The following is a 22,542-nucleotide window of genomic DNA, read 5'->3' as shown; positions in this document are numbered from 1 at the left end:
CTCGATGACCATCCTGTTCGATCAGTTCAGCGACTTGCAGGATGCGCCGATCACTGGCGTTTGCGAGATCTGGCGGCCAACGCTCGGCCCCGACGTGGACGGCGAAGGGGTGACCACGCCCAACCGGGTTGTCGTTCCGATCGTCGCCGGGAACCTGCGGACACCGGACCTCGACCCCGGCCCAGCGAAAGTGATGCTGCGGCTCGGGAACTGGACCGAACCCCGAAACATCATCATTCCGGCGTCGGAGACACCGATTCGGCTCACGCCGCTGTTCGGCCAGTACGAGCCGCAACCACCCGCCATCGTCTCCGAGGCGTGGCTCGCGGCGAATCAGGCACGCTCAGCCCGCGACCAAGCGGTGCTCGCGGCCGAGGGCGTACGCGATATCGCCAAGGACGCAGCCCAAGTCGCCGCCGACAAGACAACTGCGGTCGCGGCGCGCGCCGCAGCCGTCGCAGCGAGCCAGAACGCTGACGCAGCACGCGTCGCGGCTGACGCGGCACGCGACGCAGCGACGGAGAAGGCGGCCGCGGCGGCTAGCAATGCCGCTGGCACTGCGGCCGACCGGGCAACAGCGGAAGGCGCCAAGACCGAAGCGGTTTCCGCGCGTGACGCAGCGGTCGCGGCGCGCGACGTCGTGACGGGCAAGGCCACCGACGCGGCGAAATCGGCGGCTGACGCGGCGAAGTCGGCACAAGACGCGGCAAACACCGGAGGCGTCCCGTCAACCCGCTCGGTGACCACAGGCGGCGGCTTGACCGGCGGCGGTGACCTCAGCACCGACCGCGCGCTGTCCATCGCACCGAACGGCGTCACCAACTCCCACATCGCCGATGGCGCACTGTCGCAGGCCAAGCTCGCGGTATCGGGCGTGATCAGCGACGCGATCAACGCACATGAACTGGCCTCGAGACGAGGTGCGGCGAACGGGTACGCCGCGCTCGACGCATCCGGCAAGGTGCCCGCGACGCAATTACCGTCCACTGACGCAGTGCGCGAGGGAACGACGAACCGCTATTTCACTGACGCGCGCGTCGCGACAGCAGTTGCGTCACTGTTCGGTTCGACCGCTGGAACGGTGACGCAGGGCGACGACCCGCGCCTGTCCGACGCTCGCGCACCGAAGGCACACGCGCACACCATCTCCGACGTGACCGGCCTCCCGGCCGCGATGCTGACAATCGGCACGACGGCCACGACAGCGCTGCGCGGCGACGCCATCCAGCTCGTCACGTCACTTCCGAGCACACCGACTACCGGTGTCCTGTACTGCATCCCGGAGTAACCCATGCCCCTCTATGTCGGACCGCAGAAGATCAAGACGCTGAACGCCGGTGGGCAGAAAGCGAAAGAGGCGTGGTTGTGGAACGGCTCTGCTTGGAAGAAGGTCTTCAGCACCGTCCCGCCCTTCGGATTCATCGACGAGTTCAACACCGCCTACCCGGACTCACTCGGCCCGGCCTGGACCTACATGTCCGGAGTGAAGGGGCGCGTGGTCAACGGCCACGCAGTACTGGCCGCGACAGGAACAACGAGCAAGGTCGTCTGCTGGTACCGCCCTGCTGGCGTCGTCGCTCCACAGGACGACGTCGCAGTCCGTTTCCGACTCACCGCCCCCACTCCGTATGCATTGGGCAACGACAACGAAACCATCGCCGCGCTGCGCTGCACCGATGACGCCTCGACCGACGACGGTGTCTGGGCGGTCTTCATCGGAGGTAAGGCCCGGATCATGACCATGATCGGCGGGAAGCAGACCGCACGCGGCATCCAGGGAACCTTCCCGTTCGACGTTGACCTTGAGTTCCGGGCGGTGGACCGCACATACTCGGTGGTCCGCCTCGATACCCAGGCGGTCATCACGTCATGGCCCGACTCGGCCAACGAATCCAAGATGGACGCCACGCACCGCGCGTTCAAGATTGCGCTCACCGGCAACTACCCGCTGTTCCAGCAGCAGTACAACTCTCCGGCAATCGACCGATTCGAGTCCAAGCTCCCCGATTCGTCGTCGACGAAGACCTGAACGCGAATCACTCCCGTCTGAGATGAACCGGGCTAGCGTATTCATCGTCCCAGGGTCAATGCGTGGCCCCGCAACCCGGCGAACCGTGCGGTGCACGTTGGATACTCGACGTGCGGGGTCGCCAACTGAACGATGCAATCATCGGAGACTGCCGGGATCAGATGCATAGAATCACCTCGTAGGCCAGAAGTCTTAGCAGCTCAATATCGGGATACAGTTGTTCAGCCTCGACACTCTGCGGCAACAAGGGAGGAACTGTCTTGTATTTGAAATCGCCTTTGGTATGAACAATTCGATTTCTAATTCGATAGACTCGGTCTGCGACCTGATACGCCAGAGGAACCTGCTTGTTATCCACATTAATATTGTCTTCAATACCAATGATAGGCCCCTGTTTGGTGAACTGTTTACCCCAGTCGTGGCGCACGAAAAAATCGCGCAACTCTTCGTCTCGAACATTATGCTCGATCAATTCTCTGAGCGCAGAGTTCTCTGACGCGCCAGCGACTCCTTCCCCTATAGACAGAATCCGCCCAAGCGACTTCTTATTCTTTCGATCAAAGCGAGGATCAGCAAGCGCCAACTCCAATTCGCGCAGCGCACTTCTTTTGATCGCTGTCGGGAAGTACGTTTCCAGTACTTGATAGTACGATAGGAACGCTAGCGGCGGATTCTCGGCGGCGGTGCCAGCGAAACTGAAGAGGGCTGCGACCTGGGGGTCGACTTCGATCTCAGGGAACCGCACCTCACGGTTACGATGACGACGGACGGGGAACTTCTTCGTCTGTTCGATGGGCCACGCGACCAGTCGCAACTTGAGATCGTTGCGCACATCGAGTTCATACACTAAAGAATTCAGCAGAGCTTTAGCGTCAGACTCAAGTGCCGATTTGGCCATGGTCCGATCGAATCGGACCCGAATCGACATACGCCACGTCATGGAACCACCAAAGGTCCCCCGGTTCGCGAGCACATGACAGGCAGGCGAAGGCATCGATATCGAAATACAACACCCCTCACCGTGAATCTCGATCGAATTTCGCTCCGGCTTGCGATCGCCCTCATCCAACAGCGGTCTCACGTTGCGTCCGAGCGGCTGAATCACTAAATCGGCACTATGAAAGTCTGAGAAGTTCGGGCACTCGATATTAGCAGGATCAGTCGAGATATATCGGGGTAGTTCGACTGTGTAATTCCTTCTGGCATCCGAAGCCAGGACCTCAATGTATCCAAGTTTCGGAATCACGACTCCGGCCCAATTAGTGGCTAGTTCGACACCGGATTTTAGCTGCCCGGCCAGCGTTTCCATACACTGCCTGGATAACAAGTTGGCCCTTGCCCTGCCGGGCCATCTTGGATTTACGAACCCGAGAAATCCAGGGTACGCAAGATCGCTTCTTTTGAAGGCTATCCCGCGCTTGGCCAACTCCGCAACGACGCTCGCCTCTAGGGGAGTTAGTTCGTCCGCCGTGGCGGCTTCGACATGTGGACTTCCTTCCTCAGCTTCGAGTTCCACCCATGTCTCGTCGTTCTCGTATTCCGCCATCGTTACCCTTCAGGTTGGCCTCTGGTGTACCAGTGTTGCAGGACAGCAACTGTGGCGCACGTTCAAATCGGCTGCATCGGTTGTGCCGCTGCATGTTTCACGATTGGTGACGCATTGCGAGCCTGCCCAGCACGCCTCCAGCTCAGTGGAGAAGGTTGACGTATCGGCTTGCGCTCATCGGCATTACAGCGCTTTCGTCGCAAGCAACTGCTTTCGCCGCCAGCGGCGCGCTGTCGCCTCTGAGACGCCGACGCGCTCGGCGATGGCATAGTTCGACAGGTCGGTGCTGCGCATCAATTCCTCTGCGACGTCACGCGGTTCGCGCGTCGCATCAGCCAGCACATGCAACTCATCGATGTCGCCGCCGATGCCTTCTTCGGCCACAGGTACGGCCGATTCCAACGGTGCTTCGGGTACAACAACTTCCACACCGTTGCTATGCGACAGCAGGTCGCCTGTTGCGTCGCTTCGGTGCCAGGATGCGGCGCTAGGTGGGCGAAAGTGCTTAGCTGGCCATGGAACTCCAGGTTCGGATTCCAGTGGGGCCAGCGGCTCGCCCGGCTCCCATTGCACGCCGTCCCCTGTCGGAGGTGCAGCGCGACGCACTGATGACGCATGGCGTGCAAGGTGGACAGTCAGGTGCGTCACGGCGACGAGAGCGACGGGCGGCACCGCTGCGACGACGGCAGCGAACTGGTGCGGCATCTGCCCTTCGGGCATGACCGCGTCCAGGATGTTCCCAGCGATCGACACGACCGCGCCGGACCCGAGCATGGTCCACGCGTAGCGCGAGCCTTGGATTGCGACGACGGCGAACGTGGCGACGAGGATCAGTCCGTCGACGATGAGGGGCCACAGGACCGGTATCGAGACACCGGATCGGCGGGCGATATCGCTGAGGGCGGAGAACGACAGCACCGACGACAGAGCGACGATGACGATTGTCCCTGCGACGGCTGTCCGGGCAGCGGAAAGCATTCGGGGGTGGTTCCTTTCGGGGGCGCTGGTGGCGGCCAGCTCTATGCGTTGATGGGGTCTCCGGGTCTGGACTCGTTCCAGGCGATGACCTCCCTGCTGTCCCATACCGGAGTGCTGCCGATCTTGTCGATCGGTTTGGGTGCCGGGTTGGTCTTCGTCGGCCGGTTCACATACCCGTGCCAGGTGCGCAGCTTTACGCCGATGTAGTCGGCGCACTGCTGCGCTGTCCACCAGGTGTCAGGGTCGGCCCTACTCATCCGGAAAGCCCTCTCGCCGGTACATACCGCGAATGTACGCGGCCGACTAGGACTGTAGGTGATTATGCTGCGGCTCGGTTCATCGTGCTGGCCGCGGCGATCAGGCCGCCGGGGTTGAGTAGGTTCTGCGCGCGGGTGGCAGCAACGTAGGTCAGCATCAACTCGTCTTTGAGGCGCTTCTGACTGCGGCGCAACGCTTCTTCCGGGGTCTGGCCGTCGTTCGAGCGGCGCACACGCCACTCGTATACGTGCTTGGCAACCTCGTTGCCCTCGAGGGCGAACCGGAGCCGCCCGCCGTCTGCGAGCCACGCCTCTGACTGACGCACGGCCTCGGCCGCCTGCTCGACGCCTTCCGCCAGGTCGTCTGCGAGGTGAACGCTGCTCCATTCGCGGCCCTTGGACTTGTGCGCGGTGGCAACGACCAAGTCGGCCTCGTCTTCGGATACCACGCCGCCGAGTGCGGTCCGAACTTTCGCCGTGCCGTGCTTCTCGATCAGGGCGACCAGTACCTTCCAGTCCGCCGAGTCCGCGGAATCGTTGGCGTGTGCGATGACCTGCTCCCAGTTGCGGAATGCGGCGAGGTCGGCGAGTCGGGGTTTCTTCCATGCGGGGCAGCGCTCGTTCATCAGGAGGTCGGCGTCCTCGCAGAACTGCACGGCGTAGCGGTTCTCGCTCATTAGGTGTACGCGCCGTCCGGCTGCCTGGGCGGCCATGACGTGCTCGATAGCCGTGGCGTTGGTGCGTGCCAGGGTGACGCGCAACCCGGTGGCAGTGTGGTCGACGATGCTGGCGCGGCCGGGGTTTCCGGTCAGGCGCAGGTCATCGCCCAGCCGGGCGAGTAGATCGTTGGCGGCGTCGGCGATTTCGGATCCGAACCGCCAGCTTTGGGTGAGGCGGCCCTCAACGGCTTCGCTGACCTGCGTCATGTAGTCGGTCGCTCCGGTGAACCCGTAGATGCTCTGGGCTTGGTCGCCGACGGCAACCAGTTGCAAATGGGTCTGGTCAGCGATGATGCCCGCGAGCACGGGGCTGGTGTCTTGTGCTTCGTCCAGGAAGATGACGCCCCCATCCCGGCTGACCTTCGGTCTTTCCAACGCGAACAGCTTGAGGTAGTGGGAGTGACCGAACGCGACAGCGTTTCCGCGCGGGTTCTGGAGATCGTTCCAGATGGCTTGTGCCACTGGGTAGACGAAGTCGACGAGTTGGCTGTGCGCGTCGCGGTCGTCAAGGCCGGGGATGCGGGCGATGTGCCGCTGGGTCAGCTCCCTATCGGCGCTCTTGCAGAAGTGGTCGACAGCCGCCAGCGCGTGCCGAGTGACCTCGTAGGCGGTGAGTGTGATGGTCTCGCCGCCGACATGCGCGAGAAACCGATCCACCCTGAGACGCTTGCCCGTCTCGCCGATCGGAATCCGTGTGCCCTTCCGCATCCGATCCAGCAGCGGAGCATGGCGGGTGTTGGCGAGGTTCCGGTACGCGAGTGAGTGCGCGGTCGATGCGGAGATGCAATTGGGGAACTTGGAATTCGCTTCCTCGGCGATGGACTTGTTGAACGCGACGTACAGACCGGCGCGACCCTGCGCCTGGACGATATCGGCGAGCTGGGTGAGTGTGGTGGTCTTGCCGGTGCCCGCTCCAGCGCGGACGCGGATCGGCTGTCCGGTCTTGAACAGGTCGTGAATGTGCAACTGCTCGGGGGTAGGCGCGAACGCGCTCATGTCGTGGTTCCTTTCGCGGAGCGCGACCGTGGCGGCGGTCTCACTCGGGTGGGTGGTTGGTACTCGGCGGGGTGGCGGCCCCATGTGCGTCGTACATGATCAACGTACATACGTCGTATGTACGACGCAACCAGGGGCTGACCGGATTTCTCGTGATACAAATCACCAATGGTGAGGCAAACGGTCAACAGCGGCGCGAGCTCGACATCGGCAGATAGCCGGAACGACAACCGAACGTTCCAGACTCAGAAGTCGCTGGCGCTTCGTATCGAGGTACGTTGAGGCTGGCGCGAAACGCGCACCATCACACCAAATTCGGGAGGCATCTCAACCATCACACCTGGCATCACACCAAGGTTTGGCGGACCGAGGAGTGATCGCCTCGGAAACCGGGTTTGCCACAGGGTTTCCGAGAGGGATGCAGACCGCAGGACATCGTCACAAAACAGCGCGACGAAGGTGTACGCAGACGCCGGTAGATCGTGAAACCGGCTGGTAGATCACGAAAAACTGGTCGGGGTGACAGGATTTGAACCTGCGACCCTCCGCTCCCAAAGCGGATGCGCTACCAAGCTGCGCTACACCCCGAAACGGCCCCCGAAGGGGTGGAGAGCGGGTGACGGGAATCGAACCCGCACCATCAGCTTGGAAGGCTGAGGTTCTACCATTGAACTACACCCGCTGGGCATACGACATCTGTGGGATCGCCATGATGCCGTGTGCGTGTGTGACTGTACCGAATCCGGTTGCCCGAACGCCAATCCGCCCCCGGCGGTGGGATGGGTGGCGAGGTTTCGAGGGGTTAACAGGGATCCGCTAGAACACCACCGCGCGGTTTGGTGAAGCGGGGGTCGGGCGTGCCGAAGATGCGGACCGGCCGGTTTGCAATTGGTCGAGGATTGGCCCAGAGTGGTCCGATCGGGTGACAAGCCCTGACTACCACCGGTTATCGAAGCCAGGGGCGATGCGGTGGGTGGCGCGAAGCAGTGAACCGGTGACCGGAATGCCCGTTCCGAGGGGGCGCGGCAGGCCCGCCGAGGGTGAACGGGGTGATGACAATCACACGGCGAACCCGAATTCTCTGTAACGCGCGACCAACAGGAACGATGACATACCCGATCGCCATTCGCCGGGCGTCGAGAACACGTTATGAAACGACGTTATTCGATGCCGAGTGGCTTGCTAGGATCCTTTTTGCCGGACGGGGGTATCTGGAAAGGGGGCGGTGAGCGTGCGCCGAGCGAGGTGGACACAACCGCGTAGCAGTGGGAACGATCGGGGTGACGCCGGCACCTGTGTGAGCACAGGGCATCCGGAGGCCAACGTCGCCCTCGCAGGGTGAGTTCGATGTCGACCGACATCGAGCCTCCGGTGGCGCAGATGTGTCGCGCCTGGGCGCGCGCGGTGTGCGCCGAACCTGGTTCCGGCGCGTCCGCCGACCAGTTGGAACCGGTGCTGGTCGAGATCGTCGAGCGCCTGCTGGTGCTGGCCAGGAACGAACCTTTTCCGGTGATCGAGGCGCGCGCGCTCGGCGCCCGACTGGTCGAGGCGCCCTTCGAGCGGATTCGGATGCTGGCCCAGGCCACCCGCTGGCTGCTGGGCTTTCCGTCGGGCGCACCCGGTTCGCTGGTCGCCACGCGCTGGCCGTTCGTCGCCAGCCAGGCCATCGACAGCTATGCGCAGGCGCTGCAGGAGCGCGCGCTACAGCAACAGGAGCAGAACATCTCGGCCGCCGTCTCCGTGCGGGTGCGCGAGATCGCGGCGCTGCAGCATCGCCTGCGGCACGAGGCCACCCACGACGCGCTTACCGACCTCGCCAACCGCACCCTGCTCCAGGACCGGGTGCGGTTGATGGCCGCCGACCCGACGCGCGGCGTCGGCCTGCTCCTGATCGACCTGGACCGGTTCAAGCAGATCAACGACGGCTACGGCCACGCCATCGGCGACGAGGTCCTGGTGGAGTTGGCCAACCGCCTGCGCGAGGTGTGCCCGCCCGATACGGTCATCTGCCGTTACGGCGGCGACGAATTCGTGCTCGCCGTCAACCCGCATCGCAATAACCTGGGCGACCTGGCCCATCGCATCGTCTCGGCGCTGCGCGATCCGGTGTGGTCCTCGGCGGGGCCGGTTCCGGTGTCGGCGAGTGTCGGCACCGCCTATTCCAGGCCCGGAACCGCCTGCGATTTCACGGATCTGCTCCGCCGAGCCGACCGCGCCATGTACTCCGCCAAGACCGCGGGCGGCAAGCGTTTCGTGCCCGCCGACGCCGAGGAGGAGATCAAGGCCGCGGTCGCGGGGTGAGTCTCGCGAATCGGTAACCTGGTCGGGCTGATACCGGGATATGCCGATGAGCTCGGCTCCGATGCGGATGAGGTGAGCGGCGCGCATGCCCGAGGGACATACCCTGCACCGGTTGGCGCGCGCGCATCAGCGGAGTTTCGCGGGCGGTGTGGTTCGGGTGTCGAGTCCGCAGGGTCGTTTCGCCGAGGGCGCGGCGCTGGTCGACGGTCGGGTGCTGGTCAGATCCGAGGCGTGGGGGAAGCATCTGCTGCACCACTACGAGTCGGGCCTGGTCGTGCACGTGCATCTCGGTCTGTACGGCATGTTCACCGAATCCGCCGGTCCGCCTGCCGAACCCGTCGGCCAGGTGCGCATGCGCATGATCGGGAGTGGCAAAGCGGGGCCGCTGTGCGGGACGGATCTGCGCGGCCCGACGGCATGCGAGGTGCTGCACGAACCGGAGGTCGCCGGCCTCACCGCGCGCCTCGGCCCCGACCCGCTGCGCCGCGACGCCGACCCCGAGCGCGCCTGGCAGCGGATCCACCGCTCGGCCCGCGCGATCGGCGCACTGCTGATGGACCAGTCGATCATCGCGGGAGTCGGCAACGTCTATCGCGCCGAAGTCCTCTTCCGCCACGACATCTCACCGCACCGCCAGGGAAAGTCCCTGAGCCGCACCGAATGGGATGCTTTGTGGCTGGACCTGGTCGAGTTGATGAAAGTCGGCGTCCGGCGCGGCGTGATGCACGTGGTACGCCCCGAACACGACCACGGCGCCCCGTCCTATACCGCCGACCGCCCCCGCACTTATGTCTACCGCCGGGCGGGCGAGCCATGCCGCCTGTGTGGCGCCACCGTCGTCCACGCGGTCATGGCGTCCCGAAACCTGTTCTGGTGCCCCGCCTGTCAGCCGCATTGACAGGCGGGGGGCAGCATCAGTACGCGGGAACGGCGGGGGCGACACCCGTCTTCTCGTACTCCGCGAGGATGTCGATGCGGCGCTGATGGCGCTCCTCGCCGGACCAGGCGGTGGTGACGAAGGCGTCCACGATGGCCAGCGCCTCCTCGGTGCTGTGCATGCGGCCGCCGATGCCGATCAACTGGGCATTGTTGTGCTCGCGGGCGAGCTGGGCGGTCTGCACGCTCCAGGCCAGGGCGCAGCGGGCGCCGGGCACCTTGTTGGCGGCGATCTGCTCACCGTTGCCGCTGCCACCGAAGACCAGGCCGAGGCTGCCCGGATCGGCGACGGTGCGGCGGGCGGCCTCGATGCAGTAGGCCGGGTAGTCGTCTTGGGCGTCGTATTCCAGTGCGCCGCAGTCCACTACGTCGTGACCGGCCTGCTCCAGATGGGCCTTGACGTGATTCTTCAATTCGAGACCGGCATGGTCGGCACCCAGGTATACGCGCATGGCACGCATTGTGTCAGGCGGGTTGCCGAGCCATGCCGGGGGGACTCAGTCGAAGGCCGGGTCCTCGGTGCGGGTCCGCTTGAGTTCGAAGAAGTGCGGGTAGTCGGCCAGGGTCACCGAGGCGTCCCAGAGTTTGCCCGCCTGCTCACCGCGCGGGATGCGGGACAGGACCGGCCCGAAGAAGGCGGTGCCATTGATGTGGATGGTGGGGGTGCCGACGTCGGGGCCGACCTTGTCCATACCCGCGTGATGGCTGGCACGCAGTGCGGCGTCGTAGTCGGTGCTCTCGGCGGCCGCGGCCAATTCGGCGGGCAGACCGACCTCGGCGAGGGCGTCGACGATGACCGCCGCCAACTTCTCCTGGCGGGTGGGGCGCGCGTATTCCTCGCGCCGATTGTGGATGCGGGTGCCCATCGCGGTGTAGAGCGGGAGCAGCACCTTGTCACCGTGCTGCTGGGCGGCGGCGATGAGTACGCGCACCGGCCCCCATCCCGTCGCGAGCAGTTCCCGGTATGCCTCGGGCAACTCCTCGCGGTGCTCGTTGAGGACCGACAGGCTCATGACGTGGAATCGGGCCTCGATATCGCGCACCTGCTCGACCTCGAGGATCCAGCGCGAGGTGATCCAGCACCACGGGCACAGGGGGTCGAACCAGAAGTCGGCTACATTTTTGGTGCTGTCGCTCACCAGGGGTCCTCTCGATCAGGTGGGCCCGGCGGACACGCCGACGCCATTCCAAACCAACCACGGCGCGTCCGGATTCGTTCCCCGGATCCGATCACCCGAATCCCCTACGGAACGCCGGATTCGGACCGGTCGCGCCAGTAGGGTTGTCGGCACTGGATACCAGCGACCGACGGGAGCCGGATATGACCTCCGAGCAGCAATTCGTCATTGTCGGCGGCGGACTGGCCGCGGCCAAGCTGGCGCAGGCCCTGCGCGGCGCCGATTTCGCGGGCGCGCTCACGCTGCTCACCGCCGAGGAACATCTCCCCTATGAGCGACCGCCGCTGTCGAAGGAGCATCTGCTCGGGAAGAAGTCGTTCGCGGAGTTCACCGTCGAATCCCCGCAGTGGTATCGCGACCATCATGTCGACGTGCGTTTGGGCGCGACGATCGAGGCCGTCGACGCGCGGACCAAAGCGGTCACACTGCCCGACGGGTCGACGCTGCGCTACGACAAATTGGCCTTGGCCACGGGTTCGACACCGCGGCGCCTGCCGATCGCGGGGGCCGACGCGCCCAATGTCTACACGCTGCGCACCATCGAGGATTCCGACACGCTGATCGAATTGTTCGGCGGCGCGCGGCGATTGGCGATCGTCGGGGCGGGCTGGATCGGTATGGAAGTGGCGGCGGCCGCCAGGGCGGCCGGGGTGGCGGTGACGATCGTGGAGGCCGCCGCGCAACCGCTGCTCGCGGCGCTCGGCCCGCAGATGGGCGCGGTCTTCGCCGAACTGCATCGCGAGCACGGTGTCGATCTGCGCCTGAACGCCGAGGTGGCCGAGATCGTGGTCGACGGTCGGGTGGCCACCGGCGTCCGGCTGGCCGATGGCGAGGTGATCGCCGCCGACGCGGTGTTGCTCGCGGTGGGCGCGGCGCCCAATCTCGACCTGGCTCGCTCGGCGGGTCTGGCGGTGGCGGGCGGGGTTCTGGTCGACGACACCCTGGTCACCAGCGATCCGAATATCGTCGCGGTCGGCGATATCGCCGAGCAGCAGCATCCGTTCTACGGTCGGCGAATTCGGGTGGAGCACTGGGCCAACGCCCTCAACCAGCCCGCGGTGGCGGCGCAGACCATGTTGGGCAGGGTCGCGAGCTACGACCGACTCCCCTACTTCTTCACCGACCAATACGACCTGGGCATGGAGTACACCGGTGATGCGGCCGAGGCCACCAGGGTGCTGGTTCGCGGCGACATGGACAAGCGCGAGTTCGTCGCGTTCTGGCTCGACGCCGCCAACCGGGTCCAGGCCGGGATGAATGTCAATATCTGGGATGCGACCGAGCGGATCAAGGAACTCATCCTGTCGCGCGAATCCGTCGATCCGGCCCGGCTGGCCGACGATTCGGTGCCGCTGTAGTCGGCGATAGGTCGAATCGGGACGGACAGCTCCGACCACGGGGCGAACACCCCTACAGGAGGAGCATCGATATGAAGTACATCCTGCTCAAGCACTGGGCGCCCAGCCGCAACTGCGACACCTTCCTGCCCGATTGGGAGCCCGAGGAGATCAAGGCGCATATCGACTTCCAGCTCGCCCTGGCCGAACAACTGCGTCAGTCGGGCGAGTTCGTCGACGCGCAGGGGCTCGCCGGTCCGGAGCAGGCGCGCATCGTCAGCTCCGATGGGCGCTCCGCGCCGATCATCACCGATGGCCCATTTCCGGAGACCAAGGAGTTCCTGGCCGGCTACTGGATGATCGACGTCGACTCGCCCGAGCGTGCCTACGAGATCGCCGCGCTGGCCTCGGCCGGGCCGGGTCCCGGCGGGGTGCCGGTCGCGGAGTACATCGAGGTGCGCGCGCTCATGTCCGCGCCGCCCCACGAGGTCTGACCGCGAGTGGATCCGAGCGACGAGGACCTGCTGCGTGCGCTCGCCCCGCAGGTTCTCGGCACGTTGACCCGCCGATTCGGCGATTTCGACGCCGCGGAGGACGCGCTCCAGGAAGCCATGGTCGCGGCAGGCGCCACCTGGCCGACGCGGGGCCGCCCGGACAACCCGCGCGCCTGGCTCATTCAGGTCGCCCAGCGCCGCATGACCGACGCGGTGCGCGCCGAAGTGGCCCGAAGACGCCGGGAGACGGTCGCTTTCGAGCGGGAGGCGCCCGACGCCGAAGTATCCGACCGCGATGACTCCCTGGCCATGTTCGTGCTCTGCTGTCATCCGGCCCTGTCCCCCGCGAGCGCGATCGCGCTGACCCTGCGGGCGGTCGGTGGACTGGATACCGCCGCGATCGCCCGCGCCTTCCTGCTGCCGGAATCGACCATGGCCCAGCGCATCACCAGGGCCAAGCGGAAGCTCGCCACACTGGAACGACCATTCGCGCGACCGGGTGGACAGCAGTGGCAGCTCGGCGCGGTCCTGCACGTGCTGTATCTGATCTTCACCGAGGGACACACCAGCACTTCCGGTCCGGATCTGCGCCGCGCCGACCTCGCCGCCGAGGCGATCCGCCTGACCCGCGCCGTGCGCGAGCTGCGACCGGACGATACCGAGGTCACCGGACTGCTCGCGCTCATGCTGCTCACCGACGCCCGCCACGCGGCCCGCACCGGTGCGCACGGCGAGCTGATCCCGCTCATCGAGCAGGACCGCACCAAGTGGGATCGCACCATGATCACCGAGGGCGTGCGCTTGGTGACGGGCACGCTCGGGCACGGACTCAACGGCCCGTATCAGATTCAGGCGGCGATAGCGGCGCTGCACGCCAGAGCCCCACGCGCCGAGGACACCGACTGGTCGCGAATCCTGGCCCTGTACACCATGATCGAACGCCGCACGCCGAATCCGATGGTGACGCTCAATCGCGCGGTCGCGCTGGCCATGGTGCACGGCCCGGCCGCCGGGCTCGCGCTCACCGCCGAACTCGCCGATCAATTGGCGGGCACGCACCGGCTGCCCGCCGTGCGCGGGCATCTGCACGAGATGGCGGGCGACTATCGGGCCGCCATTTCCGATTACCTCGCGGCGGCGGGCCGCACCACCAGCATCGCCGAACGCGACTACCTGATGATCCGCGCCGCGCAACTCCGCTCCCGCTGACCCATAGGGCCTGTGTCGGTGTCCCATCCGGCGCCTCCGGATGGGACACCGACACAGGCCCTACACTGCCGGATATGGCAGCCAAATTCAGCGCGGGCATCCTGCTGTTCCGCCGCACGGACGCCGCGATCGAGGTGCTGCTCGGCCACCTGGGCGGCCCCTTCTGGGCGCGCAAGGACAGCGGCGCGTGGTCCATTCCGAAGGGCGAATACGATCCGGACGCGGAATCCGCGCGGGATGCGGCGGCCCGCGAATTCACCGAAGAACTGGGCCTTCCGGTGCCTGCGGGCGCCTGGCTGCCGCTCGGGGAGGTGACCTACGGCAGCGGCAAGAGCCGAAAGCAGCTGTCCACCTGGGCCATCGAGGCCGATCTCGATCCGGCTACCGTGGTGCCGGGCACCTTCGAAATGGAGTGGCCGCCCAAATCCGGTGTGCGAACCGAATTCCCGGAGTTGGACCGCGCCGCCTGGTTCGATCCGACCACCGCCGCCGACAAGCTCGGCAGCGGTCAGCGGCCGCTGCTGCAACGGCTCGCGGAAGCGATCTAGGGCCTGTGCCGAAGTCTCATTCGGATGCATCCGTGGCTCAGCTCGTCGCCTGGCAAGGCGGAGGAGTTCCCGATACCGGGGTTGTCTCGGGGACGACGACAACGCGGCCAGGCGGCGAGCTGAGCCACGGAGGCGCCGGATGAGACTCCGACACAGGCCCTAGGCCCAGGTGCGTCCGGTGATGAGCTCGTAGGCCTGGACGTAGCGGGCGCGCGTGGCGGCCACCACGTCGGCCGGGATCTCCGGACCGGGCGGTTCCTGATTCCAGCCGGTGGAAGTGGACCAGTCGCGCACGAACTGCTTGTCGAAGGAGCGCTGCGCCCCACCGGGCTGCCATTCGGCGGCGGGCCAGAAGCGGGAGGAGTCCGAGGTCAGCACCTCGTCACCGAGGGTGAGCAGCTCACCGTCCCAACCGAATTCGAGCTTGGTATCGGCGATGATGACCCCGCGCTCGGCCGCGTGCGCCGCGCCGCGCGAGTAGATCTCCAAGGTCAGCGCGCGCAGCCGCTCGGCAACCTCGCGCCCTTCCTGAGCGATCACCTCGTCGAAAGTGATGAACTCGTCATGCCCTTCGGAGGCCTTGGTGGTGGGTGTGAAGATCGGCTCCGGCAATTTGTCGCCCTCGACCAGACCGGGCGGCAGCGCGACACCGGAGACCGCGCCGGTGCGCTGGTACTCCCGCAGACCGAGCCCGACCAGGTACCCGCGCGCGATGCACTCGACCTGCACCATCTTCAGCGGTTTGACCCGCACCGCGCGCCCGGCGAACTCGGCCGGGACATCGGTGGCGGACAGCACGTGATTGGGCACGTCGGCGAAGAAATCGAACCACCAGTTCGACAACTGGGTCAGCAGCGCACCCTTGTCCGGGATCGGCGTGGGCAGTACGACGTCGTAGACCGAGACCCGGTCCGAGGCGACCAGCAGCAGGCTCTCGCCATCCTCGTACAGGTCGCGCACCTTCCCGGCGTGCACATGCTTCAACGTCGGTCCTCTCTTCAGTTCCGAATCCCGATGCGGGAACCTTACCGCCGAACACAGCGGTGCGATTCGCGCGGTGTCCGCGAAGAGCCTGCCTGTGGATAACAAGCGGCAACAAGCCGGTTGGGATGGCTAGGGTTGACGCAGAAACTCCCGCGCGGGCTCACCCCACCCCGGTGAGCGACCGCCCGGCCCAGTTCTTCGACCACGAAGGAGCCCCATTTGTCCGCACCGAACCTGACTCGCGACCAGGCGACCGAGCGCGCCGCGACCGTGCGGGTCGAGAACTACCGCGTCGACCTGGACCTCACCGATGGCGCCGGTAAGCCGGGCGAGCAGACCTTCCTTTCGCGCAGCGCCGTCACCTTCACGGCCACCGCGGGCGCACAGACCTTCATCGATATCGTCGCCCGCGGTGTGCGTTCGGCCGTGCTGAACGGAAACGCGCTGGATGTCTCCGGCTACGACCCCGAAAAGGGGCTCGCGCTGACCGATTTGGCCGAGCGCAACGAACTGGTGGTCGAGGCCGACTGCGAGTACTCCAATACCGGTGAAGGCCTGCACCGTTTCGTCGACCCGACCGACGAGGCCGTCTACCTGTACTCGCAGTTCGAGACCGCCGATGCCAAGCGCATGTTCGCCTGCTTCGACCAGCCCGATCTCAAGGCGAGCTTCGATATCGCCGTCGCCGCGCCCGAGGACTGGCGGGTCATCTCGAATGGCGCGCTCGCGCAGCGCGATTCGGGCAAATTCGTCTTCGCCACCACCAAGCCCATGTCCACCTACCTGGTCGCGCTCATCGCGGGTCCGTACGCCGAGTGGACCGACACCTACACCGACGAGCACGGCGCCATCCCGCTCGGCATCTACTGCCGCGCCTCGCTCGCCCCGTACATGGACGCCGAACGCCTCTTCACCGAGACCAAGCAGGGATTCGGCTTCTACCACGCCAGCTTCGGCGTGCCCTACGCCTTCGACAAGTACGACCAGCTGTTCGTCCCGGAGTTCAACGCGGGCGCGATGGAGAATGTCGGCGCGGTGACCTACCTGGAGGACTACGTCTTCCGCTCCAAGGTGACCCGCGCCTCCTACGAGCGCCGCGCCGAGACGTTGCTGCACGAGATGGCGCACATGTGGTTCGGCGACCTGGTCACCATGCGGTGGTGGGACGACCTGTGGCTCAACGAATCCTTCGCCACCTTCGCCTCGGTGCTGTGCCAGGCGGACGCGACCGAATACGCCAGCGCCTGGACCACTTTCGCCAATGCGGAGAAGTCCTGGGCCTACCGCCAGGATCAACTGCCCTCCACCCACCCGATCGCCGCCGACATCCCGGATCTGGCGGCGGTGGAGGTCAACTTCGACGGCATCACCTACGCCAAGGGCGCGAGCGTGCTCAAGCAACTGGTGGCCTACGTCGGACTGGACCCGTTCCTGCGCGGCCTGCGGACCTACTTCGACGACCACGCCTTCGCCAACGCGACCTTCGACGATCTGCTCGGCGCGCTGGAGAAGGCTTCCGGCCGCGACCTGTCCACCTGGGGCGCGCAGTGGCTCAAGACCACGGGCCTGAATATCCTGCGCCCCGAGTTCACCGTGGACGCCGCCGGGAATTTCACCTCCTTCGCGGTGCTGCAGGGCGGTGCGGAGCCGGGCGCGGGCGAGCGGCGGGTGCATCGCCTCGCCATCGGCGTCTACGACGACCAGGATGGAAAGCTGGTGCGCACCAAGCGCGTCGAGCTCGATATCGACCCGACCGAACGTACCGAGGTGCCGGAGCTGGTCGGCGTGCCGCGCGGGAAATTCGTGCTGGTCAACGATGACGACCTCACCTATTGCTCGGTGCGCCTCGACGCCGAATCCCTGGACGTCCTGATCAAGCGGATCGGCGATATCGCCGATCCGCTCCCCCGCACCCTGGCCTGGTCGGCCGCCTGGGAGATGACCAGGCAGGCCGAATTCCGCGCCCGCGATTTCGTGGCGCTGGTGCAGCGCGGCATCGGCGCGGAATCCGAGGTCGGCGTGGTGCAGCGGCTGCTCATGCAGGCCAATACCGCCATCGGCTCCTACGCCGATCCGCAGTGGGCCGCCGCGACCGGTTGGCCCGAATACGCCGACCGGCTGCTGGAACTGGCCCGCGCCGCCGAGGCCGGATCGGATCATCAACTGGCCTTCGTCAACGGGCTGCTCGGCTCGCGGCTCGAAGCCCGGCATATCGAGGTGCTGCGCACCCTGCTCGACGGCGATCCGACCGCGGTCGGGCTGGGCGGCCTTTCGGTGGACACCGATCTGCGCTGGCGGGTGGTCATCGCACTCGCCGCCGCGGGCAGTATCGATGCCGAGGGCATCGCGCATCCGGTCATCGATGCCGAACTGGCGAAGGATCCCACCGCGGCGGGCAAGCGGCTGGCGGCGACCGCCGCGACCACGCGCCCGATCGCCGAGGTGAAGGAACAGGCCTGGCAGACAGCCGTATTCGACGATGCGCTGCCGAATATCACGGTGCGCGCCATCGTCACCGGCTTCGCCCCCAACGGTCAAGCCGACCTGCTCGCACCCTATGTCGAGCGGTACTTCGCCGAGGTGGCGGGCGTCTGGGAGCGGCGCTCCAGCGAGGTCGCCCAGACCGTGGTGGTCGGGCTGTACCCGAGCTGGGCCATCACCGAGGAGGCGGTGGCCATCGCCGACAAATTCCTCGGCGGTGATCACCCGCCTGCCCTGAGGCGGCTCGTGCTGGAAGGTAAGGCGGGTATCGAGCGCTCGCTGCGGGCACGGGCCTTCGACCAGGCCTGAACGCCGACGGGCGCGACCACCGCGGTGGTCGCGCCCGTCCGGTGCTACTCGATCTCAGCGCCCGATCGCGGCGGCCATCACCCGCACGGCGGAGATCAGCCCGTCGATGAGCTGCCCCTGCCGGATCGAGCTCAACGCGGCGGTGACGCCCAACTGGCACACCCTGTCATTGGCCCGGTCGGCCACCTCGGCACCGGAACGCACCTCGATCGCGTGCTCGTTCGGGGAGACCGCGATGAGCACCGAGCGGGCCGCCTCGAGCGTGCGCGGGAACAGCGCGTCGGCACCGGCGGCCGGATCGCCGCCGAGATCACCGATGTAGATGGTGAAGCGCACTTTCGTCGCCCTGGTGGCCTCGGTGAGGACGTTGTCCATCATCAGCCGCTCGGTATCGCTGAACGGGGCCTCGACGAACACCTTGCCCGCCTCGTGCACACCCGATACCCGACCGCTGCTGGTGATCACGTATCCGTGCGGCAGATCGGCCTCGACCACCGCGGGCCATTTAGAACTTGCCACTTGCCCGGCCTCCGATCAGTTCCGCCGCGGCGGATTCGATTGCCGCATGCGAACCATGCGACACGTCATGGTGACCGGAACCGGTCACCTCATCGGTCGCGCTCCACAGCACCGGCGCGGCCGTCCACTTCTGACCCAGGTCGTAGTGGGTCGGCTTGGCACCGGCGAGCGGCTTACCGAGAAACGACAATCCGGCGATCACGCCATAGACCACCAGCGGGATACCGGCGAAGATCAGCACTGTCTCGAGAATGCTCACGGACCAACGGTAGACGATGCTGTGTAGTAGTTCCGCCACCGGCTGGAATCGTGTCGGTGCTTCACATCAGCCAGGCGGCGGCATCCGGGGGCAGACTCAGACCGTCGACCGGGGCACTGGCCAGCACCACCTGCCCCGGCGGCAGCGCCACCGGCACCGGCGAGGCATTGAGCACACAGATCAACCCACCGGGCCGCCGGAAGGCGAGACAACCCGAGGGACTGCCGTACCAGTCGAGAGTCGGACCGGCGAATTCCGGTCGCGCACCGCGCAATTCGATGGCCGCGCGATACAGCGACAGCGTGGAGTCCAGCTGTTCGAGTTGCGCCTCGACGGTGAGTTCGGCCCACTGCGACGGCTGCGGCAACCAGGCCCGACCGGTGGTGAACCCGAACGGCGGCTCCGGCCCCTCCCACGGCAGCGGCACCCGACACCCGTCCCGACCGCGCACCGTATGACCGGACCGCTCCCAGGTGGGATCGCGCAGCGCGTCCTCGGGCAGATCGTCGACATTCGGCAGACCCAACTCGGCCCCGTTGTAGACGAAAACCGCGCCGGGCAGCGCCAACTCGACCAGCATCATGGCGCGCGCCCTGGCCAGCCCGACCACGCCGCCACCGAAGCGGGTGACCTCGCGCGGCACATCGTGATTGGACAGCGTCCACGTGGGACTCGCGCCGACGCCCGCCACGGCGGCGAGCGAATTCTCGATCGCGTCGCGCACCGCGTCGGCCTCGAACGGCGTCTCGGCGAGACGGAAATTGAAGGCCAGATGCAGTTCGTCGGGGCGAACGTACTCGCCGAAGCGGTCGTTGTCGTCCACCCAGACCTCGCCGATGGCCACGGCATTCGGGTATTCGTCCAGGACACGGCGGATGCGACGGTGGATCTCGTGCACGCCGCGATGATTGAAACGCGGGTCGTTGTCGTCCAGGTGGGCCAGCACACCGGAGGCCACCGCCGCCATATCGGGCAGGCCCTCGGGTTTGGCCATCCCGTGCGCCACATCGAGGCGGAAGCCGTCGACGCCACGGTCGAGCCAGAAGCGCAGCGTCTTCTCGAAATCCAGCCAGACTTCCTGGTTGTCCCAGTTGACGTCCGGCTGCTCGGGCGCGAACAGGTGCAGATACCACTGACCCGGCGCACCGTCGGATTCGGTGACCCTCGTCCAGGCCGGACCGCCGAAGATACTGGGCCAATTGTTCGGCGGGAGCGATCCGTCGGGACCGAGACCGTCGCGGAAGTGGTAGCGGGCGCGCTCCGGACTACCGGGCGGCGCGGCCAAAGCCTCGATGAACCAGGGGTGTTCGCTGCTGGTGTGATTGGGGACCAGGTCCATCGTGACCTTGATGCCGCGCTCGTGCGCCTCCTCGATCAACTCGTCCAATGCGGTGAGACCGCCGAAGAGGGGATCGATATCGCGCGGGTCGGCCACGTCGTAGCCGCCGTCGGCCATCGGCGAGCGGGTGATCGGGCAGATCCACAGCGCATCGACGCCGAGGAGTTCCAGATAGCCGAGCCTGTCTCGGATGCCGACCAGGTCCCCGACACCGTTCCCGGTGGAATCCGCGAACGATCTCGGATAGACCTGGTAGAACACGGCCGATCGCCACCACGGCGGCACGGCGGAAGTCTGTGTCACAGTCGTAATAGTGCCAGGACGCTCCGACAAATTCCCGGATGGGCGGCAATCGCTTCCGATTTCCGCAAACCGTCAGCATCCCGAATGGTCGGATCGAAAACCGCAGTGCCACCGGTGTAGTCGGCCGATGCGGCTCGACACCGGCGGCTCAGCAAATTTCGGACGATCCGGCGCGTCGCGTGTTCAGAGCGGCGCGTTCATCAGTGAGTTGGCCGCCATCTCCAAATAGTCGAGCAACTGGCGGCGATGCGCGTCGTCGAGAACGTCGGGGCCGATCTCGGCCACCGCGATACGCATGCAGCGCAACCACGCGTCGCGCTCGATCGGGCCGATACTGAAGGGCATGTGCCGCATCCGCAGCCGGGGATGACCGCGCTCATCGGAGTAGGTGCGGGGGCCGCCCCAGTACTGTTCGAGGAACATCCGCATCCGGCGCTCGGCAGGCCCGAGGTCTTCCTCGGGGTAGATGGGACGTAGGATCTCGTCTGTCGCTACCTCGCGGTAGAACGCGGCGACAAGCTTGTGGAATGTCTCGGCACCTCCCACCGCCTCATAGAATGAAGCAGCCGTCTGCTCTCGCGCAGTCATACACCTCTCGATTCCCTGGGTAGAACACCCGCCGGCGTCCATTGTGCCGTATCACGAACGAGCGGCTCTTCAACCAAGGTTCACCGGACATTGCGCGAAATCACCGTGCATTCCCCGCCGTTCCATGGTCAACTGGGTGGCAGTCTCTGCCCGAATACCACATGATCCTGCCAATCATGAAATTGAGGTTCAGATGAAGCAGCGGCACGGCGCCAAGTCACATGAGGCGCGTACGCATCGACAACTCCAGCCCGCCGACGTCCACAACCGTGGGTCGGGGGCTACTCCGTTGCGCATCCTGTCCGATCATTATCCGGGGCCGCAAGACCACCATCCCAGCACCCCGCCGCCGTCCCAGCACAGCTGGTTGAAGCGCCGGGTGCTTCTGCTCAACGCCACCTACGAACCTCTCACCGCCCTTTCCGCGCGCCGTGCGGTGGTCCTGCTCATCTGCGACAAGGCCGATGCCGTGCACCACGACCCCGACGGGTCGGTGGTCCATTCGGCCGGATCCGCCGTCGCCATTCCTTCGGTCATCCGTCTGCGCACCTACGTCAGGGTCCCGTATCGGGCCAGGGTGCCGATGACCCGCGCCGCCCTCATGCACCGCGACCGCTACCGCTGCGGCTATTGCGGCGGCAAGGCCGAGACCATCGACCATGTCATCCCGCGCAGTCGGGGCGGGGAGCATTCCTGGGAGAACTGCGTCGCCAGTTGCGCGCCGTGCAATCACCGTAAAGCCGACAAACTCCTCGCCGAGCTGGGTTGGACCTTGCACTCGCCGCTGGTCTCCCCGAAGGGTCCACACTGGCGGTTGCTGTCCACCACCTCCGAACTGGATCCGGTGTGGTTGCAATACCTGGGCGAGGGCGCGGCTTAGTGGGCGCAGCCATCCTCAGACCTGCGCATGACCGGAGCGAAGGCGGCGGTACGCCCTAGGGCCTGTGCCGGAGTCTCATCCGGCGCCTCCGCGGCCCAGCTCGCCGCCTGGCCGCGTTGTCGTCGCCCCCGATACAACCCCGGTATCGGGAACTCCTCCGCCTTGCCAGACGACGAGCTGAGCCACGGATGCATCCGAATGAGACTCCGACACAGGCCCTAGGTGCAATGCCGCTCAGTTAGCGATCCTGCCGGGTTGTCAACCCGGCAGGATGTGGATGCTGATCTGCGTTTTGTAGCTGTTGCGGTCGATGTCGCCTTTGGCGCGGTGTTTGGAGATGGCGCGTTTGACG

The 22,542-nt window shown here is 66.0% G+C and carries 21 protein-coding genes and 2 tRNA genes; 10 read left to right on the top strand and 13 right to left on the bottom strand.

Translation table 11 applies throughout. The features are described from left to right. Positions 1-4 precede the first annotated feature (4 nt). Together D5S18_RS28080 and D5S18_RS28075 are read left to right on the top strand one after the other, a co-directional pair. On the top strand, positions 5-1,288 hold the full coding sequence (locus D5S18_RS28080; RefSeq protein WP_120044132.1) for a hypothetical protein: 1,284 nt from the start codon (positions 5-7) through the stop codon (positions 1,286-1,288). A 3-nt stretch (positions 1,289-1,291) separates the two neighbouring features. Next, positions 1,292-2,029, top strand: coding sequence for a hypothetical protein (locus D5S18_RS28075; protein ID WP_120044131.1), 738 nt, complete (start codon positions 1,292-1,294; stop codon positions 2,027-2,029). A 157-nt stretch (positions 2,030-2,186) separates the two neighbouring features. Here D5S18_RS28075 and D5S18_RS34570 read toward each other — a convergent pair whose 3' ends face one another. From D5S18_RS34570 to D5S18_RS28050, 6 genes are all read right to left on the bottom strand, one after another. Beyond that, positions 2,187-3,575 (bottom strand): hypothetical protein, encoded by a 1,389-nt coding sequence (locus tag D5S18_RS34570; RefSeq protein WP_147404219.1) that lies wholly within the window; start codon positions 3,573-3,575, stop codon positions 2,187-2,189. A 183-nt stretch (positions 3,576-3,758) separates the two neighbouring features. Continuing rightward, positions 3,759-4,553 carry an Lrp/AsnC family transcriptional regulator gene (locus D5S18_RS28065; protein WP_158608004.1) on the bottom strand — a complete coding sequence of 265 codons (795 nt, stop codon included), beginning with the start codon at positions 4,551-4,553 and terminating at the stop codon, positions 3,759-3,761. 41 nt (positions 4,554-4,594) lie between these two features. After that, positions 4,595-4,810, bottom strand: a complete 216-nt coding sequence (locus D5S18_RS34565) for a helix-turn-helix transcriptional regulator (RefSeq protein ID WP_147404217.1) — start codon at positions 4,808-4,810, stop codon at positions 4,595-4,597. Between the two features lie 62 nt (positions 4,811-4,872). Beyond that, entirely contained in the window at positions 4,873-6,525 is a 1,653-nt protein-coding gene (locus D5S18_RS28060) for a UvrD-helicase domain-containing protein (RefSeq protein ID WP_158608003.1), read from the bottom strand. A 511-nt stretch (positions 6,526-7,036) separates the two neighbouring features. Then, a tRNA-Pro gene (locus tag D5S18_RS28055) sits at positions 7,037-7,113 on the bottom strand. Positions 7,114-7,136: 23 nt separating this feature from the next. After that, positions 7,137-7,207: transfer RNA gene (locus D5S18_RS28050), tRNA-Gly, on the bottom strand. Between the two features lie 665 nt (positions 7,208-7,872). Here D5S18_RS28050 and D5S18_RS28045 point away from each other — a divergent pair. Together D5S18_RS28045 and D5S18_RS28040 are read left to right on the top strand one after the other, a co-directional pair. Further along, the gene (locus D5S18_RS28045) at positions 7,873-8,826 is read left to right on the top strand and encodes a GGDEF domain-containing protein (RefSeq protein WP_120044127.1); all 954 of its coding nucleotides are present in this window, start codon (positions 7,873-7,875) and stop codon (positions 8,824-8,826) included. An 85-nt stretch (positions 8,827-8,911) separates the two neighbouring features. After that, a complete protein-coding gene (locus tag D5S18_RS28040; RefSeq protein WP_120044126.1) occupies positions 8,912-9,724 on the top strand; it encodes an Fpg/Nei family DNA glycosylase in 813 nt (270 codons plus the stop codon). Positions 9,725-9,740: 16 nt separating this feature from the next. Here the strand turns inward: D5S18_RS28040 and D5S18_RS28035 are convergent, their stop codons facing one another. After that, the gene (locus D5S18_RS28035; RefSeq protein WP_120044125.1) at positions 9,741-10,214 is read right to left on the bottom strand and encodes a ribose-5-phosphate isomerase; all 474 of its coding nucleotides are present in this window, start codon (positions 10,212-10,214) and stop codon (positions 9,741-9,743) included. Positions 10,215-10,259: 45 nt separating this feature from the next. After that, positions 10,260-10,901 (bottom strand): mycothiol-dependent nitroreductase Rv2466c family protein, encoded by a 642-nt coding sequence (locus D5S18_RS28030; protein ID WP_120044124.1) that lies wholly within the window; start codon positions 10,899-10,901, stop codon positions 10,260-10,262. Between the two features lie 182 nt (positions 10,902-11,083). On the opposite strand from D5S18_RS28030, the gene D5S18_RS28025 reads away from it, so the two are divergent. From D5S18_RS28025 to D5S18_RS28010, 4 genes are all read left to right on the top strand, one after another. Beyond that, positions 11,084-12,298, top strand: coding sequence for an NAD(P)/FAD-dependent oxidoreductase (locus D5S18_RS28025; protein WP_120044494.1), 1,215 nt, complete (start codon positions 11,084-11,086; stop codon positions 12,296-12,298). A gap of 71 nt (positions 12,299-12,369) precedes the next feature. After that, positions 12,370-12,771: a YciI family protein gene (locus D5S18_RS28020; RefSeq protein ID WP_120044123.1), complete on the top strand. Its 402-nt coding sequence runs from the start codon at positions 12,370-12,372 to the stop codon at positions 12,769-12,771. A gap of 6 nt (positions 12,772-12,777) precedes the next feature. Beyond that, entirely contained in the window at positions 12,778-13,980 is a 1,203-nt protein-coding gene (locus tag D5S18_RS28015) for an RNA polymerase sigma factor (RefSeq protein WP_120044122.1), read from the top strand. 74 nt (positions 13,981-14,054) lie between these two features. Further along, positions 14,055-14,528 (top strand): NUDIX hydrolase, encoded by a 474-nt coding sequence (locus D5S18_RS28010; RefSeq protein WP_120044121.1) that lies wholly within the window; start codon positions 14,055-14,057, stop codon positions 14,526-14,528. A 159-nt stretch (positions 14,529-14,687) separates the two neighbouring features. On the opposite strand, the gene D5S18_RS28005 is transcribed toward D5S18_RS28010, so the two are convergent. Continuing rightward, positions 14,688-15,512: a phosphoribosylaminoimidazolesuccinocarboxamide synthase gene (locus D5S18_RS28005; RefSeq protein WP_120044120.1), complete on the bottom strand. Its 825-nt coding sequence runs from the start codon at positions 15,510-15,512 to the stop codon at positions 14,688-14,690. A 219-nt stretch (positions 15,513-15,731) separates the two neighbouring features. Between D5S18_RS28005 and pepN the strand changes: the two genes are divergently transcribed. Continuing rightward, positions 15,732-18,302 (top strand): aminopeptidase N, encoded by a 2,571-nt coding sequence (gene pepN / locus D5S18_RS28000; protein ID WP_120044119.1) that lies wholly within the window; start codon positions 15,732-15,734, stop codon positions 18,300-18,302. A 54-nt stretch (positions 18,303-18,356) separates the two neighbouring features. Here the strand turns inward: pepN and D5S18_RS27995 are convergent, their stop codons facing one another. The 4 genes from D5S18_RS27995 to D5S18_RS27980 form a co-directional block, all read right to left on the bottom strand. Beyond that, complete coding sequence (locus D5S18_RS27995) at positions 18,357-18,821, bottom strand: DUF5130 domain-containing protein (RefSeq protein WP_120044118.1); 465 nt, start codon at positions 18,819-18,821, stop codon at positions 18,357-18,359. Then, positions 18,808-19,080 carry an aa3-type cytochrome oxidase subunit CtaJ gene (gene ctaJ / locus D5S18_RS27990; RefSeq protein ID WP_120044493.1) on the bottom strand — a complete coding sequence of 91 codons (273 nt, stop codon included), beginning with the start codon at positions 19,078-19,080 and terminating at the stop codon, positions 18,808-18,810. Before ctaJ ends, D5S18_RS27995 begins: the two co-directional genes overlap by 14 nt. 61 nt (positions 19,081-19,141) lie before the next feature. Next, positions 19,142-20,722: a glycoside hydrolase family 13 protein gene (locus D5S18_RS27985; RefSeq protein ID WP_439651181.1), complete on the bottom strand. Its 1,581-nt coding sequence runs from the start codon at positions 20,720-20,722 to the stop codon at positions 19,142-19,144. A gap of 183 nt (positions 20,723-20,905) precedes the next feature. Further along, positions 20,906-21,310, bottom strand: coding sequence for a globin (locus tag D5S18_RS27980; RefSeq protein WP_120044491.1), 405 nt, complete (start codon positions 21,308-21,310; stop codon positions 20,906-20,908). Between the two features lie 193 nt (positions 21,311-21,503). Between D5S18_RS27980 and D5S18_RS27975 the strand changes: the two genes are divergently transcribed. After that, the gene (locus tag D5S18_RS27975) at positions 21,504-22,190 is read left to right on the top strand and encodes an HNH endonuclease (RefSeq protein ID WP_239004053.1); all 687 of its coding nucleotides are present in this window, start codon (positions 21,504-21,506) and stop codon (positions 22,188-22,190) included. Positions 22,191-22,542 lie beyond the last annotated feature (352 nt).

The organism is Nocardia panacis (assembly GCF_003598715.1).
Lineage (GTDB): Bacteria > Actinomycetota > Actinomycetes > Mycobacteriales > Mycobacteriaceae > Nocardia > Nocardia panacis.
Note: the sequence above shows the minus strand (reverse complement) of the source record. Positions and strands in the feature narration are given on the sequence as shown.